Annotated in this window: 13 protein-coding genes and 3 pseudogenes; 6 read left to right on the forward strand and 10 right to left on the reverse strand. The window is 68.6% G+C overall.

What is annotated here, in order from left to right; all coding sequences use genetic code 11:
- Positions 1-197 precede the first annotated feature (197 nt).
- A pseudogene (locus tag ACWDO5_RS32425) lies at positions 198-443 on the forward strand (IS3 family transposase); the annotation flags it as partial.
- A gap of 231 nt (positions 444-674) precedes the next feature.
- On the opposite strand, the gene ACWDO5_RS32430 reads toward ACWDO5_RS32425, so the two are convergent.
- Positions 675-1217, reverse strand: a complete 543-nt coding sequence (locus tag ACWDO5_RS32430; RefSeq protein ID WP_450534101.1) for a MarR family winged helix-turn-helix transcriptional regulator — start codon at positions 1215-1217, stop codon at positions 675-677.
- Between the two features lie 181 nt (positions 1218-1398).
- On the opposite strand from ACWDO5_RS32430, the gene ACWDO5_RS32435 reads away from it, so the two are divergent.
- The 3 genes from ACWDO5_RS32435 (at position 1399) to ACWDO5_RS32445 (ending at position 3297) form a co-directional block, all read left to right on the forward strand.
- Positions 1399-1752, forward strand: a complete 354-nt coding sequence (locus tag ACWDO5_RS32435) for an LLM class flavin-dependent oxidoreductase (RefSeq protein WP_450534102.1) — start codon at positions 1399-1401, stop codon at positions 1750-1752.
- A gap of 32 nt (positions 1753-1784) precedes the next feature.
- Entirely contained in the window at positions 1785-2750 is a 966-nt protein-coding gene (locus ACWDO5_RS32440) for an LLM class flavin-dependent oxidoreductase (protein ID WP_450534103.1), read from the forward strand.
- Positions 2751-3063: 313 nt separating this feature from the next.
- Positions 3064-3297, forward strand: a complete 234-nt coding sequence (locus ACWDO5_RS32445; RefSeq protein ID WP_450534105.1) for a hypothetical protein — start codon at positions 3064-3066, stop codon at positions 3295-3297.
- Positions 3298-3505: 208 nt separating this feature from the next.
- On the opposite strand, the gene ACWDO5_RS32450 is transcribed toward ACWDO5_RS32445, so the two are convergent.
- Positions 3506-4195, reverse strand: a complete 690-nt coding sequence (locus tag ACWDO5_RS32450; RefSeq protein ID WP_450534107.1) for a YoaK family protein — start codon at positions 4193-4195, stop codon at positions 3506-3508.
- A 392-nt stretch (positions 4196-4587) separates the two neighbouring features.
- Here ACWDO5_RS32450 and ACWDO5_RS32455 point away from each other — a divergent pair, with 392 nt between their 5' ends.
- Positions 4588-5961 (forward strand): amidohydrolase family protein, encoded by a 1374-nt coding sequence (locus tag ACWDO5_RS32455; RefSeq protein WP_450534109.1) that lies wholly within the window; start codon positions 4588-4590, stop codon positions 5959-5961.
- 27 nt (positions 5962-5988) lie between these two features.
- Here the strand turns inward: ACWDO5_RS32455 and ACWDO5_RS32460 are convergent.
- From ACWDO5_RS32460 to nhaA, 8 genes and pseudogenes are all read right to left on the reverse strand, one after another.
- Positions 5989-6895: pseudogene (locus ACWDO5_RS32460) on the reverse strand (ISAzo13 family transposase); the annotation flags it as partial.
- A gap of 80 nt (positions 6896-6975) precedes the next feature.
- Positions 6976-7518, reverse strand: coding sequence for an MOSC domain-containing protein (locus ACWDO5_RS32465; protein ID WP_450534111.1), 543 nt, complete (start codon positions 7516-7518; stop codon positions 6976-6978).
- Positions 7519-7623: 105 nt separating this feature from the next.
- A complete protein-coding gene (locus tag ACWDO5_RS32470; protein ID WP_450534112.1) occupies positions 7624-8226 on the reverse strand; it encodes a potassium-transporting ATPase subunit C in 603 nt (200 codons plus the stop codon).
- Positions 8227-8228: 2 nt separating this feature from the next.
- A pseudogene (gene kdpB / locus ACWDO5_RS32475) lies at positions 8229-10413 on the reverse strand (potassium-transporting ATPase subunit KdpB).
- The gene (gene kdpF / locus ACWDO5_RS32480; RefSeq protein ID WP_450534113.1) at positions 10413-10502 is read right to left on the reverse strand and encodes a K(+)-transporting ATPase subunit F; all 90 of its coding nucleotides are present in this window, start codon (positions 10500-10502) and stop codon (positions 10413-10415) included. Before kdpF ends, kdpB begins: the two are co-directional and overlap by 1 nt.
- 136 nt (positions 10503-10638) lie before the next feature.
- Complete coding sequence (gene lysA / locus ACWDO5_RS32485; RefSeq protein WP_450534114.1) at positions 10639-11982, reverse strand: diaminopimelate decarboxylase; 1344 nt, start codon at positions 11980-11982, stop codon at positions 10639-10641.
- A 9-nt stretch (positions 11983-11991) separates the two neighbouring features.
- A complete protein-coding gene (locus ACWDO5_RS32490) occupies positions 11992-12396 on the reverse strand; it encodes an SAV_915 family protein (protein ID WP_450534115.1) in 405 nt (134 codons plus the stop codon).
- Between the two features lie 593 nt (positions 12397-12989).
- The gene (nhaA, locus tag ACWDO5_RS32495; RefSeq protein ID WP_450534116.1) at positions 12990-14162 is read right to left on the reverse strand and encodes a Na+/H+ antiporter NhaA; all 1173 of its coding nucleotides are present in this window, start codon (positions 14160-14162) and stop codon (positions 12990-12992) included.
- Positions 14163-14266: 104 nt separating this feature from the next.
- On the opposite strand from nhaA, the gene ACWDO5_RS32500 reads away from it, so the two are divergent.
- Positions 14267-14566 carry an ATP-binding protein gene (locus ACWDO5_RS32500; RefSeq protein ID WP_450534117.1) on the forward strand — a complete coding sequence of 100 codons (300 nt, stop codon included), beginning with the start codon at positions 14267-14269 and terminating at the stop codon, positions 14564-14566.
- Positions 14567-14753: the final 187 nt, after the last annotated feature.

The following is a 14753-nucleotide window of genomic DNA, read 5'->3' on the forward strand; positions in this document are numbered from 1 at the left end:
CACCTGCGGTGGACACCGCGCCCTGCTGGAACGACTGCGCCGGATAGCCGAGCACCCCTCCCCATGACGGCCGCCTGCGGCGTGGGCGGCGCTCTTGGGCTTGGTCCGCTTCGACGGACCTCTGAGATCAGGGGTTTTGCCCCCGGAGGGGGAGAGTATGGGGTGCACTCGCGTGGAACCCACGGTCCCCGCGTGTTCATGCCGTGCTCAAGCGGGAAGGCGCCGGATGCGGCCGTCGCCGTGTTGCCAGGCTGATGCGAGCCGCAGGGCTCCGGGGCCGACACCGCAAGCGACGGCACCTTACCACGATCGCCGACCCACAGGCCGCCGCCCGGCACGACCTCATCCTGCGGGACTTCAGCCCCGACCCGATGGGGCTCCATACCTGCTGGTGCGGCGACATCACCTACATCCCGACCGGAGAGGGCCGGTTGTACCTATAAGTTACGTGGAATCACGCTGACGGATGGTCCTGCTGTCTGGGGCAGTACTCCGGCTTTGGTGTCGCGTTGAGCGTGTTCGTGACGGTGTTGTCGGAGAAGTGGCCGGTCCTGGATCGGCATCACCGCAACGTCCAGGCACGCAACAGCGCGCCGCCGCCCCTTGCGCCGGAGGCCCGTGTGGGCCCGGCCTGAACGGGCCGGGCCCACACGTGGGAGGCAAGACGCTCTCAGTCAGCACTCACCGGTAGATTCACCGAAACCAACCGTGGCCCAGATGTCGCTGAGTGCCTTTAGTTGGTCTTCACTGAGCTTGCCCAGGAATTCGCGCCGAAGGTTGGTCAGATGCACCTTGCGGGCTCGGCGGTACGCTTTGCGCCCGGCCGGGGTCAGCACCGCGTCGAACCCCCGGGCGTCGGTCGGGCACTTCTGCCGCTCGACGAAGCCCTGACGTTCGAGGTCGTCCACGATTCGCGTGAGTCCACTACGGCTGATCAGCAGGGATGCGGCGATGTCCTTCATCCGCACCCGCCCCTCCGGCGCCTCTGCGAGTGTCAGCAGTACCTCGAACGAGGACATCGAGATGCGTTCGGCGGCCACGAGTTCTTTGTCGAGCCGGCGCAGGAGATGCAGGTGGGTGGAGAGGAACCCGAGCCAGACGGCCCGCTCGGTCGGGTTCAGCGAGCGGGATGGTGAGCTCCCCTGTGGCGAGGTCGCGGACGCGGTCGGCTCCGGGGACTCGGTCTCACGCACGTCGCTCTTGGCGTTCTGGTCCATGACCCTCCAGAAGTTTGTTTCACAACGAATTATATCAGGGGCGCGGGCCTCCCCAAAGTGCGGCGAAGGCCCGCTCGCATGCGAACCGGCCCCAGTCCCACGGGAGTCGGCTGACGACGAGGATGCAGGTCGCCACCCGTCCTCAGCCGACTTCGCCGCCCCTCTGGAGCCCGGCTGCGGAATGATCCGCCTTTCGAACCTCGTCACCAGGCCGTACTCCAGTCGCCGAGCTGACACAGCCGGCTCCAGAACCGGTGATCTCCGCGATGTGCCGGGCGGTGTTCTCTCTGTCGGACTCAACATCGACCCCTCCGCGACCGGCACCGCGTCGGCGCTTCGGCTCGCGCGACTGGCAGACGAAAGCGGACTGAACTTCGCCGGCATCCAGGATCACCTCTACCACCCGGAATTCCTGGACGCCTGGACGTTGATCAGCACACTGACGGCATCCACGCAGCACCTCACGTTCATGCCCAACGTCGCCAACACCGTGCTCCGCCCGCCCGCACCACTGATCACGCCGCCTCCACACTGAGCAGCCTGAGCGGCGGACGTGTCGCCCTAGGAGTGGGCGCCGGAGCAGCGCCTCCAGCCATCGCGGCCTACGGCGGCCCTCAATACACCCCCGGGCAGGCCACCAAAGCCTTCGAAGAAGCCATGCTCGTCATGAAGGCCATGAGCGACCCGGCCCAGCGATCCGTGCGATTCGACGGCGAGTACCACCACCTCCAAGGCGCACACCCCGGGCCTTTCCCCGCCGAGCCCGTACCGATCATGGTGGGTTCCTACGGCCCCCGCATGCTCCGCATCACCGGCCGACTCGGTGACGGCTGGCTGCCGACCAACAGCTATGCGCCCCCCGAGCCGGTACCGGGCATGCAACGCGTGATCGACGAAGCCGCGACGGAGGCGGGCCGCGATCCCAAGGCCATCCAGCGGATCTACAACGTCATGGGCACCATCACCAATGCCGGCGCCCCCGTATCCGAGGGGCAGAACCTCGTCGGCCCGCCCCACTTCTGGGTGGACACCCTGCTCCGCTACCGCGAGGAGTTGGGCTTCGACTCCTTCCTGTTCTGGCCCCTCAATGCCGACAGCGAGGCCCAGGCGGCGCTCTTCGTCGAGCACGTGGCCCCCTCCGCCGGCCAGGAGTTGCCCGCGCCGCCCCCGGGAACCTGGCACATCGACCCCTTGCACTCCAGCATCGGATTCGTCGCCCGGCACCTCGGATTCGTCCGTGTCCGCGGCCGCTTCACCGATGCGTCAGGAGTCATCCGCATCACTGAACCCGTCCAGAAATCGACCGCCGAGGTCCGTATCGCGACAGCCACGATCGACACCGGAGTCCCGGCCCGTGACCGCCACCTGCGCTCAGTGGAGTTCCTCGACTCCGAACGGCATCCATTCGTGGAGTTCCGGGGCGCGCGGGTCCGCCACGAGAGCGACTCCTGGTTGATGGACGGCGAGCTCACCATTGCCGGCATCACCCGGCCGGTCACGCTCACAGGCGATTTCCTGGGTGAAGACGTCTAGGACGATACCCGCCACCTACCGAGCAGATCCTCGGCCGGCCACTCACCCTCTAACCCCCGCTGCGCACACCCCGGCAAGAAACTCACTCCGTGCCCGGGCCATCGAGCATCTGCGGGGCGTCATGGCCGAGGTCCAAGTGGCAACCGTTCGCAATCAAGTCATGCTCTCACTGTTCACCGACTTCGAGAACTTCACCGACTTGACGCCCAGACCCCCGTCAGGTCGACGCGGTCCATGCCATGCGCGACCAGGTCGTCGCCTGGAGCAACGCGCTCAAGCCGCTGCGCTCTTCCGCCGCGTAGAGACAATCCAGTTGCAGGGACGGCGTGGCGGTCCTTCGTCGCCGGCACCCGGCTCCTCGCCGACGAACTGGGCCGTGGTGGTGCGGCGCGGCATCGGCATCGGCATCGGCATCGGCATCGGCATCGGCTACAACGCCTATGTCGTGCTCGAGGTGCTGGACGAGACCCCAACTCCGTGCGGCCCTGGAAGCGCGCGAGATCCGCGATGCCCTGGCCGTCGCGCGCTCCACCCCGAGTGCGGATAGCTCGGCGGCGGCGAAGTCGCGCCGCACCAGATTCGGAACCGGTTGTGTCAACGCGGCTCTGGCACGAAGGACTGCCGCCGAGCCCAAGCGCGAATTCCTCACGCCTGCCAGGCCTCGATGGCCCGGCCGACGATCGGGTCGACGGAAAGTCGGCAGCTTGGCCAGCAGCGCTTCCGGTACCCAGGATGCGCTCCCGTACTTGAGTGCGTCACCCCAGCACCCTGCGGGCGGTGGCCGCCACACCGAGGACGATCAGTGCGGCGAGCAGGATCGCCGCCGGGACGTACCAGTTCGCGAGTCCCGCGCCGACCGCGGCGCCGACCGCCAGCGCGAGCACGACACCCAGGCGCCGCCCGGCGCGTTGCGGGGTACCACCCGCCACCCGGCTGTCGTGGATCAGGCCGTGGACGATCCCGGTGGCCGCAGGCAGGGTCATGTCAGCCACGCCCAGGTGCTTGGTCGCCCCGACCTGGGTTCCCATCGCGACACCGATCAACGCGAGCGTCACATACTGCCCGACCGAGTCGGTGTCCACCGGCACCTCGACCGCCACGACCCCCGCCGCAAACAGGAAACCGGTCTCCGCGAGCAGCGGTTCCACGAAACCGCGGGTCTTCAAACCACTGCGGCGGCTGAGCAGCCCACCGAACAGCGCCCCCACCAGGAACCCGGCTAGCGACACCGCGTACGGCGCCAGCGCGTAGGTGCTGCCACCACCGAGCCGGATACCGGCGAGCACGACGGTGCCGGTGGCGTAGGCGCTGAACACGTGCCCCAGGTGCAGGAAGCACACCGCCTCCACGATGCCGGTGGCCACGGTGACCAGGAACAGCAGGGGCAGGGCGCGACGCGGGTCCACCTTCGGTGCGGCAGGCGCCGTCTTCGACTCGACGGTCATCTCTCTCCTGAGCTCGACAGTGCACCACCAGTCTCGAACCGGCCGTTGATCGCGTCCAACGAACATATTTGCTTGACGCCATCTCCGTCTGCGATGACTTCACGGTGGTCCCACGGCCACCGCACGCCGGCTTTCGCCGCCGCGCGGGCATTGCTCGCCGACCCGGAGCTGTCACCAGAGGCGGCCTTGAGTATCAATTTCAGCGATGGTGGCCATCGATAACGATCGCTTGACCTGATCGTTTCAGCGAGTTCACGATGACCCGTATGACTTCTGAAAAACCGTTGAGCAGAAGAACTTTCACCCTAGGTACGATCGCCGGCACCGCGGCCGGGGTGGTCGCAGCGTCCACACCTCGCGCATCGGCGACACCCGTGACCCCGCCTCCGCCCGTGTTCGCCAAGGGCCGGCCCATCCTGTTCCGCGGCGCGACCGTGGTGTCCATGGACGCCCGGCTCGGCGTTCTGCCCGCCGCCGATGTTCTGGTGCTGGGCAACAAGATCTCGGCCGTCGGCCCGGATCTCGAGGCGCCCCCCGGCGCCGCGATCATCGACGCCGCCGGAGGAATCCTGCTCCCAGGGCTGATCAACACCCACCAGCACCTGTGGCAGACCTCGCTGCGCGGCGTCGGCGCGGAGTGGACCATCACGAACTATCTGTACTGGCTGGGCGGTTCCGCGGAGTTCAAGCCGATCTACCGGCCGGATGACGTGTACGCGGGCAACTACCTGGCCATGGCCGAAGCGGTGTACAGCGGTGTCACCACCGTACTGGACTGGTCGGACGGCACCTTCACTCCCGCCCACGCAGACGCGGCCGCCGACGCGCTGTTCGACTCCGGGGCACGGGCCCGAATGGCCTACGGCGGCTGGGGAAGCAACGCAGCCCCCGATCTGTCCGATGTGGACAGAATCCGGCGGGAGCGGTTCTCCTCGACCGACCAGCTCGTGACGTTGCAGATCGGAATCGACCAGAACAACGGGGACCCGGCGTTCCCGTCGCGGGCGGCCTGGGAGTTCGCCAGGGACCGCGAACTCATAGTCACCGGCCACGCGGGGCTCTACGGTGTGGCCGCCGACAACGCACTGAAAGCCATGCACGCAGGCGGTTTCACGCTGCCCACCAACACCTACGTGCACGCGGGTTCGTTCACTGACGAGTCCTACCGGATCATCGCCGAAACCGGCGGCAACATCTCCATCTCGGCGGAAAGCGAACTCAACGCCGGTCAGGGCTACCCGGCGATCGCCAAGGCACGGGAGTACGGCATCCAGTACTCAATGTCCGGCGACACCTCAGCATGGTGGAGCGGAGACATGTTCAACTCGATGCGGGCCGCGATCAACACCACCCGGGGTCTGGCGCACCAGCAGGAACGTGCCGCCGGGGTGCCCATCGCGAACAACGCCCTGCGCACCGACGACGTGCTGTACGCGGCCACCATGGGTGGCGCGCACGCGCTCGGAATGGCCGACTCCCTCGGCTCGATCACCCCGGGCAAACTGGCCGACCTGGTGCTGGTGAGCGGCAACAGCCCCGTCCTGTACCCGGTGAACGACCCGATCGCCACCCTGGTGTTCCAGGCCGGTCGCGGCGAGGTCGACACGGTGCTGGTCAACGGCAGGGTGTTGAAGTACCGAGGCGAACCGCTCGGCATGCACCTCGACCGCGCCCGCGCACTCGCCGAGAACTCGCGGGACCATCTGCGCGCCGCCATCGGCGAACAGTCCTGGCTGCAGGCGATGAACCCACCGCTGCCCGGGTAGCGGGAACGGAGTATGGGTGCCGATCTTCCGGAGGCAGAGCACGGTGGCCAGGATCCGGTCTGTGTCGGCGAGTTTGTCCTTGGCACCCGCGCCTCGTGTCCGTCGGCGCTCGCCGCCCCGGCGCTCGTGGCGGGTCCGCTCACGTCGTTGCGCCAGTGCGGGGATCAACACACTGGCCAGAGCGTCCAGTTGGGCAACGGTCATGCTGGTCAGCTCCGGGTCGCGGAGAGAGTAGGTGTCAACTCCGTCCAGGGGTGCAGCCGGCCGAGCGGTCGAGGCGGTGGCGGTTGCCGTGTCCGTCCCCTGGCGTGGTGCCGGGTGGGGATCGGCAGGGTGGAGCGTGTAGTTCCAGTCGCCGTGGAAGCGGTGTCTGCTCATTGCCAGGGCGTCGATCTCGGCGTCGGTGACCTTCACGCCGGTGTCGTAAGTGTGGGTGTCGAGTTCGGCTGCGACTCTCAGCCCGGTGCGGGTGGTGGTCGCCGCGATGCTGTTCACGATGACTTCATGGCTGGTCAGGAGCCTGCCACGCCAGTTCATGGAGATGTGGGAGAACAGCCGGTGCTCAATCTTGTTCCACTTCGAAGTCCCGGGCGGTAGGTGACAAACAGTGCTCTCCAGGACCGTCTCAGAGGCGAGGGCGGCGAGTTCGCTCTTCCAGGCCCGGGTGCGGTAGCCGTTGGAGCCGCCCGCGTCCGCGGTGATCAGCAGACGGGTCGCGTACGGGTAGTCGTGCCGGCCGCGGGCCTGCCACCAGCGGCGGATCGCGGCGACAGCGAATGCGGCGGTGTCGTGATCGGTGCCGACGCTGACCCAGCCGGTGTTCGCCGCGATGTCGTAAATGCCGTACGGGATCGCCTTGCCCGGGCCCCTGCCGGTCCAGGAAGTCATGCGTCTTGACCCGCACCGGTTTGCCCGCCTGCCGCCACTGACGCCCGACGTCGCGGGCCTGCTTGGTGTTTCACACCACAAGAACCCGCGCGGCCATCGACACGTCACGACTTGCTCGGGAAGAGGTCAGACCCGGTCCAGGGGCCGGTGCGGCTCGTCCGGGAGTTCTACCGTGATCGTGTCGCCGGGACGCACCACGCCGCCCACCTGCACGACGCTCATGATTCCGGCCTTACGCACGATGTTCCCGGCCTCGTCACGGCCGACGACCTTCTTCAACAGCCCGTCCTGGAAGTTGTCGATCTGCAGGCAGGGATTACGCAGGCCGGTGACCTCCACAATCGCCTCGTCGCCGATGCGCAGCAGTGTCCCGACGGGCAGGCCGAGCAGGTTGATGCCGCTGGTGGTGATGTTCTCGCCGAGTTCGCCGGGCGTCACGTTGAATCCCACTTCGCCGACTTCGGTGAACAACTCCTCGTGAACGAGATGGACCTGGCGCAGGTTCGGCTGGGTGGGGTCCTGCGCGACACGCGAGCGGTGCCTGACCGTGACGCCGGCGTGTACGTCTCCCTCCACACCGAGCCCGGCAAGCAACGTAATGCTGGCCCGGTTGGGCTTGGTGAACGAGTACTCGCTGTTGCTGCTGACTGCCGTTACCGTCCCGCTCATTTTGCGGACCCCCGTTCGGTAGCGATGATTCTCCAAGAGCCTAGCCTGCGGTTCTCAGGGCACAGCGCCCTGCGGTCAACCGCGGGTCAGACCGTTGAACGAGGCCTATCGGACGTGGTCTACCAGCTTCGCGTGTGCCGGGGCGTCGCCGCGTACGGGGACGGTAACGGCGCGGCTGTAGTCCTCGCCGGGCTTGGCGCAGTCGACGTCGACTCCCCTGTAGGCAGAGCGGAACGGCTTGGCCGGGCAGGCCTGGTTGAGGCTGACGACCCGGGTGATGCGACCGCTCGTGCCGCCGTCGTAGAAGATGCCGAGGACCGCGCCGACGCCGTCGTCCGTGCAGTACGGGCGCGAGCCGTCCACGCCTTCGAGGTCGGCGACCGCCTTGCTGCGCCCACACACCAGGGTGAGCAGGCTCGGCTTGTCCTTGGTGTCGACGACGGACTCGGGGCCTTGGTTTCCGGCCGCCGAGGCGGTGGCGTCGTATCCGGTACCGGCGTTGGAGGGCCGGGACTGGAAGTACTTCTTGATCGGGTTGCCCTTCTCGTCGAGGAACGACTGGCCGATCGGGGCCCTGTCGTCGAGTCCTGGCACCTGGGCGGCCGCGGTCATGGCCAGCGGGTAGGCCAGACCGGTCAGCACCGTGAGGACGAGGACCACCCGGAGTGCTGCGATGTGCTGGGCGAGCCAGTGCGGGATGCGTGTCATGGTCAGATCCCTGGGATGAACTGGACGAGGGCGAAGTCGATGAACTTGATGGCCAGGAACGGCGCGATGACTCCGCCGAGTCCGTAGATCCACAGGTTGCGTGTGAGCAGGGCCGACGCTGATGAGGGCCGGTAGCGCACGCCGCGCAGGGCGAGCGGGATCAGCGCCACGATGACCACCGCGTTGAAGACGACGGCGGACAGGATCGCGGACAGCGATGAGTGCAGATCCATGATGTTGAGCCGGCCGAGCCCCGGGTACACCGCGGCAAACATCGCGGGCAGGATCGCGAAGTACTTCGCGATGTCATTGGCGATGGAGAAGGCGGTCAACGCACCGCGGGTGATGAGGAGTTGCTTGCCGATCTCGACAATCTCGATGATCTTCGTGGGGTCGGAGTCGAGGTCGACCATGTTGCCCGCCTCTTTGGCGGCCGACGTGCCGGTGTTCATCGCCACGCCGACGTCCGCCTGGGCCAGGGCCGGGGCGTCGTTCGTGCCGTCGCCGGTCATCGCGATGAGATGGCCGCCGGCCTGCTCGCGCTTGATCAGGGCGAGCTTGTCCTCGGGGGTGGCCTCGGCCAGGAAGTCGTCGACGCCCGCCTCCTCGGCGATCGCCTTGGCGGTCACCGGGTTGTCGCCGGGTTGTCGCCGGTGATCATCACCGTACGGATTCCCATCCGGCGCAGCTCGTCGAAGCGTTCGCGCAGACCGGGCTTGACGACGTCCTTGAGGTGCACGACGCCGAGTACCTCGGCGGTGCCGTCACTCTTCAACTCCGCTACGGCCAGCGGCGTACCGCCGGACGCCGAGACCTGTTCCACGGTCGCCTCCAGCACGACCGGGATCTCGCCGCCCTGCTCGCGCACCCATGCCGCGACCGATGCCGCCGCGCCCTTGCGCAGCCGCTGCCCTCCCGGCAGGTCGACCCCGGACATCCGGGTGGCGGCTGTGAACGGCACCCACTCGGCGCCGTTCACGGAGCGGGTGTCCTCGACGACCGAATGGTGCTCGGCGCCCGCGAACTCGACGATCGAGCGGCCCTCGGGCGTCTCGTCGGCAAGGCTGGAAAGCAGCGCTGCTCTCGCGAGCCGGTCCATGGGGACCGCGCCGACCGGCAGGAACGCACTCGCCCGGCGGTTGCCGAAGGTGATGGTGCCGGTCTTGTCGAGCAACAGGGTGTTGACGTCTCCTGCGGCCTCAACTGCCCGGCCCGACATGGCCAGTACGTTGCGCTGGACGAGCCGGTCCATACCCGCGATGCCGATCGCCGAGAGCAGCGCGCCGATGGTCGTCGGGATCAGGCAGACAAGGAGCGAGACCAGCACGATGCCGGTGACGCCGTCCGCGGTCAACGCCGCGGTGTCCGGGGCGGCCGCCATGGCGTCCTGGAGAAGATCGCCATCGGCTGCAGGGTGACGACCGCGACCAGGAAGACGAAGGTCAGCATGACGAGCAGCAGGTTGAGCGCCAACTCGTTGGGGGTCTTCTGCCGGTTGGCGCCCTCGACCAGGGAGATCATCCGGTCCAGGAAGCTCTCCCCTGGCTCCTGAGTGACCCTCACGACGAGCCGGTCGGAGAGCACCCGGGTGCCGCCGGTGACCGCGCTGCGGTCGCCGCCGGACTCCCGGATGACCGGCGCGGACTCACCGGTGATCGCGGACTCGTCGACGCTCGCGGCGCCCTCGATGACATCGCCGTCGCCGGGGACCAGCTCCCCGGCCGGCACGGACACAATGTCGCCGCGCCTCAACTCCGCGGCGGCGACGTTCTCTTCGACGTACGCGCCCTGCGCCGCGCCAGGCTCCCAGCCGGCGAGGCGGCGTGCCGTGGTCTGCTGTCGGGTCCTGCGCAGCGTGTCGGCCTGCGCCTTGCCGCGGCTCTCGGCCACGGACTCGGCGAGGTTGGCGAAGATGACCGTCAGCCACAGCCAGCCGGTGATCAGCCAGCCGAAGACAGTGGAGTGGAAGACCGCGATGCCGGTGGTGAGCGCGGCGCCCACCTCGGTGACGAACACGACCGGATTACGGAACAGGGTCACCGGATTCAGCTTGGCGAGCGCCTGGGGAAGCGCGCGCCACAGCTGCGCCGGATCAAGCATTCCGGCGCCGACCCGGCGCGGCCGCTCGGGCCCGGGAGGACGGGCGTCCGGTACGGGCGCGGGACGCACCTGTACGGGAGCGGACATCAGAAACGCTCCGGCTTGATCAGGGCCACCACAAGGTAGACGAGCAGCGCGACGGCCACGATCAGGCCGACGATATTTTCCACGGTCATCGATGAGACCTCGACCTCATGCATTGAAAATGGGCAGACATGGACATTCAGTGATCTTTCATGCTCCTCGCGGCATACGAGGAGCAGCCCTCCGCCGAGAAGGAGCCCGGCGGAGGGCCGGGGAAGGGGTTCGGCTCTACAGGCCGATGTCCCGGCGGCTCATGTCGTCCAGGGATTCACGGCGTACGAGAACACGCGCGATCCCCTCCGCGACCGCCACGACGGGCGGGCGGCCGACCAGGTTGTAACCGGAGGCCATCGACAGGTGATACGCCCCGGCCGCCGGCACCGCGAGCAAATCGCCGGGGTGCACATCCCCCGGCAGCGGCACCCCGTCCGCCAGGACGTCGCCCGCCTCGCAGTGCCGGCCAACCACAGTGACGAGGCGGGGAGGCGCCGACGAAGGGCGGCCGATGAGCCGAGGCGCGTACCGCACCCCGTACAGCGCGGGCCTGGGGTTGTCGCTCATGCCGCCGTCGACGGCGACGAAGACATGCTCCCCGGTGCGCTTGACCGAGAGCACCCGGTAGACGACGACACCGGCGGGCCCGACGACCGCCCGCCCGGGCTCCAGGGTGAGCCGGGGCACGGGCAGGTCCGCCCGCGTACATCCGTCTTCGAGCTCGGCGCGGATCCTTCCGGCCAGGACGCCCACGTTCAGGCTCTGTTCGCCGGGCCGGTAGGCGATGGCGTGCCCGCCGCCGATGTCCAGTTGCGGCAGGGCGATGCCGTGCTGGTCCCGGATCCGGGCCATGAGGCCGACCATGCGCCGCACGGCGGTGACGTACGGCTTGACGGACGTGACCTGCGAGCCGATGTGGCAGTGCAGCCCGACGAGCTCCAAGGGGGTCAGGCCGAGGATCCGCGCGACGGCGTGCTGCGCGGACCCGTCCGTGATCGACAGGCCGAACTTCTGGTCGTCCGTGCCGGTGCGCACCTTCGCGTGCCCGCCGGCCGCGATGCCCGGCACCACCCGCACCATGACCTGCTGGCGGCTGCCCGCGGGCACCAGGGCGGCAAGCCGTGCGATCTCCGATGCACTGTCGACGACGATGCGTCCGACGCCGAGCCGGACGGCGCTGCTCAGGTCCTCGGGGCTCTTGGCGTTGCCGTGCATCACGATCTTCTCCGGCGGGAAGCCGGAGGTGACGGCGAGGGCCAACTCGCCCGCGGAGCAGACGTCCAGGCCAAGCCCCTCCTCATGCACCCAGTGTGCGAGGGCACGGCACAGGAACGCCTTGGCCGCGTAGACGACATCGGCTTCGGGGAACGCTGTGCGATACGTGCGGCAGCGCTCCCTGACCTCCTTCTCGTCGAGTACGTACACGGGGGTGCCGAAACGCTCGGCCGCCTCGGCGAGGGACACCCCGCCGACAGTGACGTCCCCGTCGGTGGCGGGGCGTGCAGAGCCGGGCCAGACGGACAGGCCATCGGCGTCGCCGAGGGAGTGCGAGGGCGGGGAAGTCAACGGAACGGACATGACGCCTCCTCAGCCGATCAGCAGGTTCAGACACGAGACAACGACGGCGGCCCCGGCCACGCGCAGGACGCCGACGTGCTGCGGATCCCAGTCGCGCCGAGAGCCTTTGCGGCCACGGTCCTCGGCAGGCGCCGGAGCGGAGAGCTGCGGATCGAGGGTGAGGGAGGTGACGCCGAGAGGCGCGCAGAGGGCGCGCAGTGCGGGCTCGGAGAGCCTGATGCGGGCGTGGTCAGCGCCCAGCATCGCGCAGAGTCTCTCCTCGGACGTGAAGCCGACGGCCGTGCGGCCGCCCAGGGGCGTGCGGAAGAACCGGGCTGTACAGCCCGCGGGCCCCGGCCGGACGGGGACGTAGAGAAGTCCGGCCGGGAAGCGTTCAGAGGGCTCGGGGTCCTCGGAATGCTCGACTGGAGACATGCTGCTGCTCCTCGGAAAAGACGGCATACGCCGCCCGGCCGGGTCGGCCGGGGACTTGCTCCGGTGACGCTATGCCCGTTCGCCGGGGGAGTGGCCGCCTCATTGACGGATGCTTGACGGGAAGAGCCGTACCCGTAACACGACGTTGATGGGGCACTGCGGGTGCCGGGGCAGAGCCCCAGGTCTTTGCCGTCCGCGCCCCGGCCGTCGGGAACAGAACGCGGCGCAGTGTGTGGCGACACCGCACCGAGCACCAGGAGATCAACGGCCCGGTCGGCGGTCTCCACCAGTGCGCGCCCCTGGGTGCCGCTCGCGCCAGGCCCTGCCACGGAACCCCGTGGCCCGCGCTGCCGAAAGCGGTGTCGAAGGACAACGACGCGCTGCCCCCCCCCAACACCGGCCGTCGCTCGATCACCCCTTGACGTACGTACACGCGGACACTGCGCCCATGGAAACGCCGAGGGACGGAGACAGACCGCCCTGTTCGCACGCGTCTGATGCGCCTCTGATGCCGAAGTGCGCTGATGCATTGCAAGCAGGGGGCAGCCCGATACCGGTGCGGCGCCGGGTCAGTCCGTCAGCGGAGGCGGATATCACCCGTTGCGGGAGCGGTCCGGCAGAGTGTTCCGCCTCGCATCATGAGGCCTGGCGTCGTCGTGCGGCGCGGCCGGCTCGGGCTGCCCCGCCAGCACGACCGCGGTGCCGACGGCGCAGATTGCGGCGGCTGCAAGTATGCCGACCTTGGCCTGTTCGGTCAGGGACGGATCGGTGTAGGCCAGGCCGGTGACGAACAGTGCGACGGTGAAGCCGAGTCCGGTGATCAGGCCAAGGCCGGCCAGGTGTCGTCGGGTCACCCCGGAAGGCAATCGGCCAAGACCGCTCGCGGTGAGCAGCGTAATCGCGCCGACCACTCCGACGAACTTGCCCACCACCAACCCGGCCAGCACCGCCCAGGTCACCGGCGAGCGCGCGGCGGAGGCGATGGCCGGCGCGTCCAGCGAGACTCCGGCGTTGGCCAGTGCGAAGACGGGCACAGCGATCAAGGCGCTGATGGGAGCCAACCGCGCAAGCAGCAGCCGCACCACATCCCGGCCGCCGACCAGGCCGGTGGGCGTCAGCAGAGCCAACGCGACGGCGGCGAGGGTGGCGTGTACGCCGCTGTGCAGTGCGGCGTACCAGACGAAAACCCCGAGGAGCGCATACGGCCAGATCGCGGCGACCTTCAGTCGGCGCACGGCGGCCACCAGAACGCATCCACCGATCGCGGCCGCCAGCCATCCCCAGGCCAGTCCACCGCTGTAGCCGACCGCGATCACCACAACGGCCAGCGTGTCATCGACGGTGGCGATGGTCAGCAACAGCACCCTGAGCCCAACCGGCGCACGCCGGGCCACCAGCGTCAGGATCCCGACCGCGAACGCCGGGTCGGTGGCCATCGGCACACCCCATCCGCGCGCCGCCGGCCCGCCGCCGGACAGGGCCAGGAACAGCACGGCGGGCACCACCCCGCCACCGACGGCGGCGAGCACGGGCACCAGCGCCTGCCGGGGGTGCGCCAGTTGCCCGACGACCAGCTCCCGCTTGATCTCCAGGCCAATGACGAAGAAGAACACCGCCATCAACCCGTCGTTGACCCAGTGCCGCACATCCAGGCGCAGCCCGGCCCCCTGCCACCCCACCTGGCTGGCCCACACGGTGGCGTAGGAGTGCCCGGCAGGGCTATTGGCCCAGATCAGCGCCGCCGCCGTGGCCGCAAGCAATACCACCCCCGGTACGAGATCCCAGGCCGGCCAACGCCGAACGCGCACCATCCCCACCCTCCGTCCCGGCACCCCTCGCCGATCACCACGAGGTCGCCGATCCCGCCCTGGTGGAACGCATTCTGATCAACCCTATCTCCAACGCCCAGCACCACAGCCCGTCCGGCAAGCGCGTGGTGGTCACTGCCAGTGCCCATTCCGACCGGGTGGAAATCCGCGTCATCGATCATGATCCGGGGATTCCGGCGAGGCCCACGCCGCCGGAGACTACGGCGCGGCTGCCGAACTCGACCCGACGCTCGCGCGGGCTCGCCGGAGCAGAGCCATGGGCGGAAGCCCTCGCTTCCGACGAAACTCCCGGCGGAGGCATCACCATGATCCTCAGCCTGCCCGCCGTCACACGGCAGTGAGTTGCTGATGAAATGCCCCTTAGCCTCGATCCACCGGTCAGCCCGTGTCCCGTGGATAAAGAATCGAAGAGAGGTGCCTGCTGACCTGCGAAGATGGGAGTTACCACACCACCATCACGCACAATCAGCAAGGCACCTCGTAGATGCAAGTTTCCCACACCCCGGCGGCGGTCTCCGCTGCGTTCGA

The organism is Streptomyces sp. NPDC000880 (assembly GCF_053599675.1).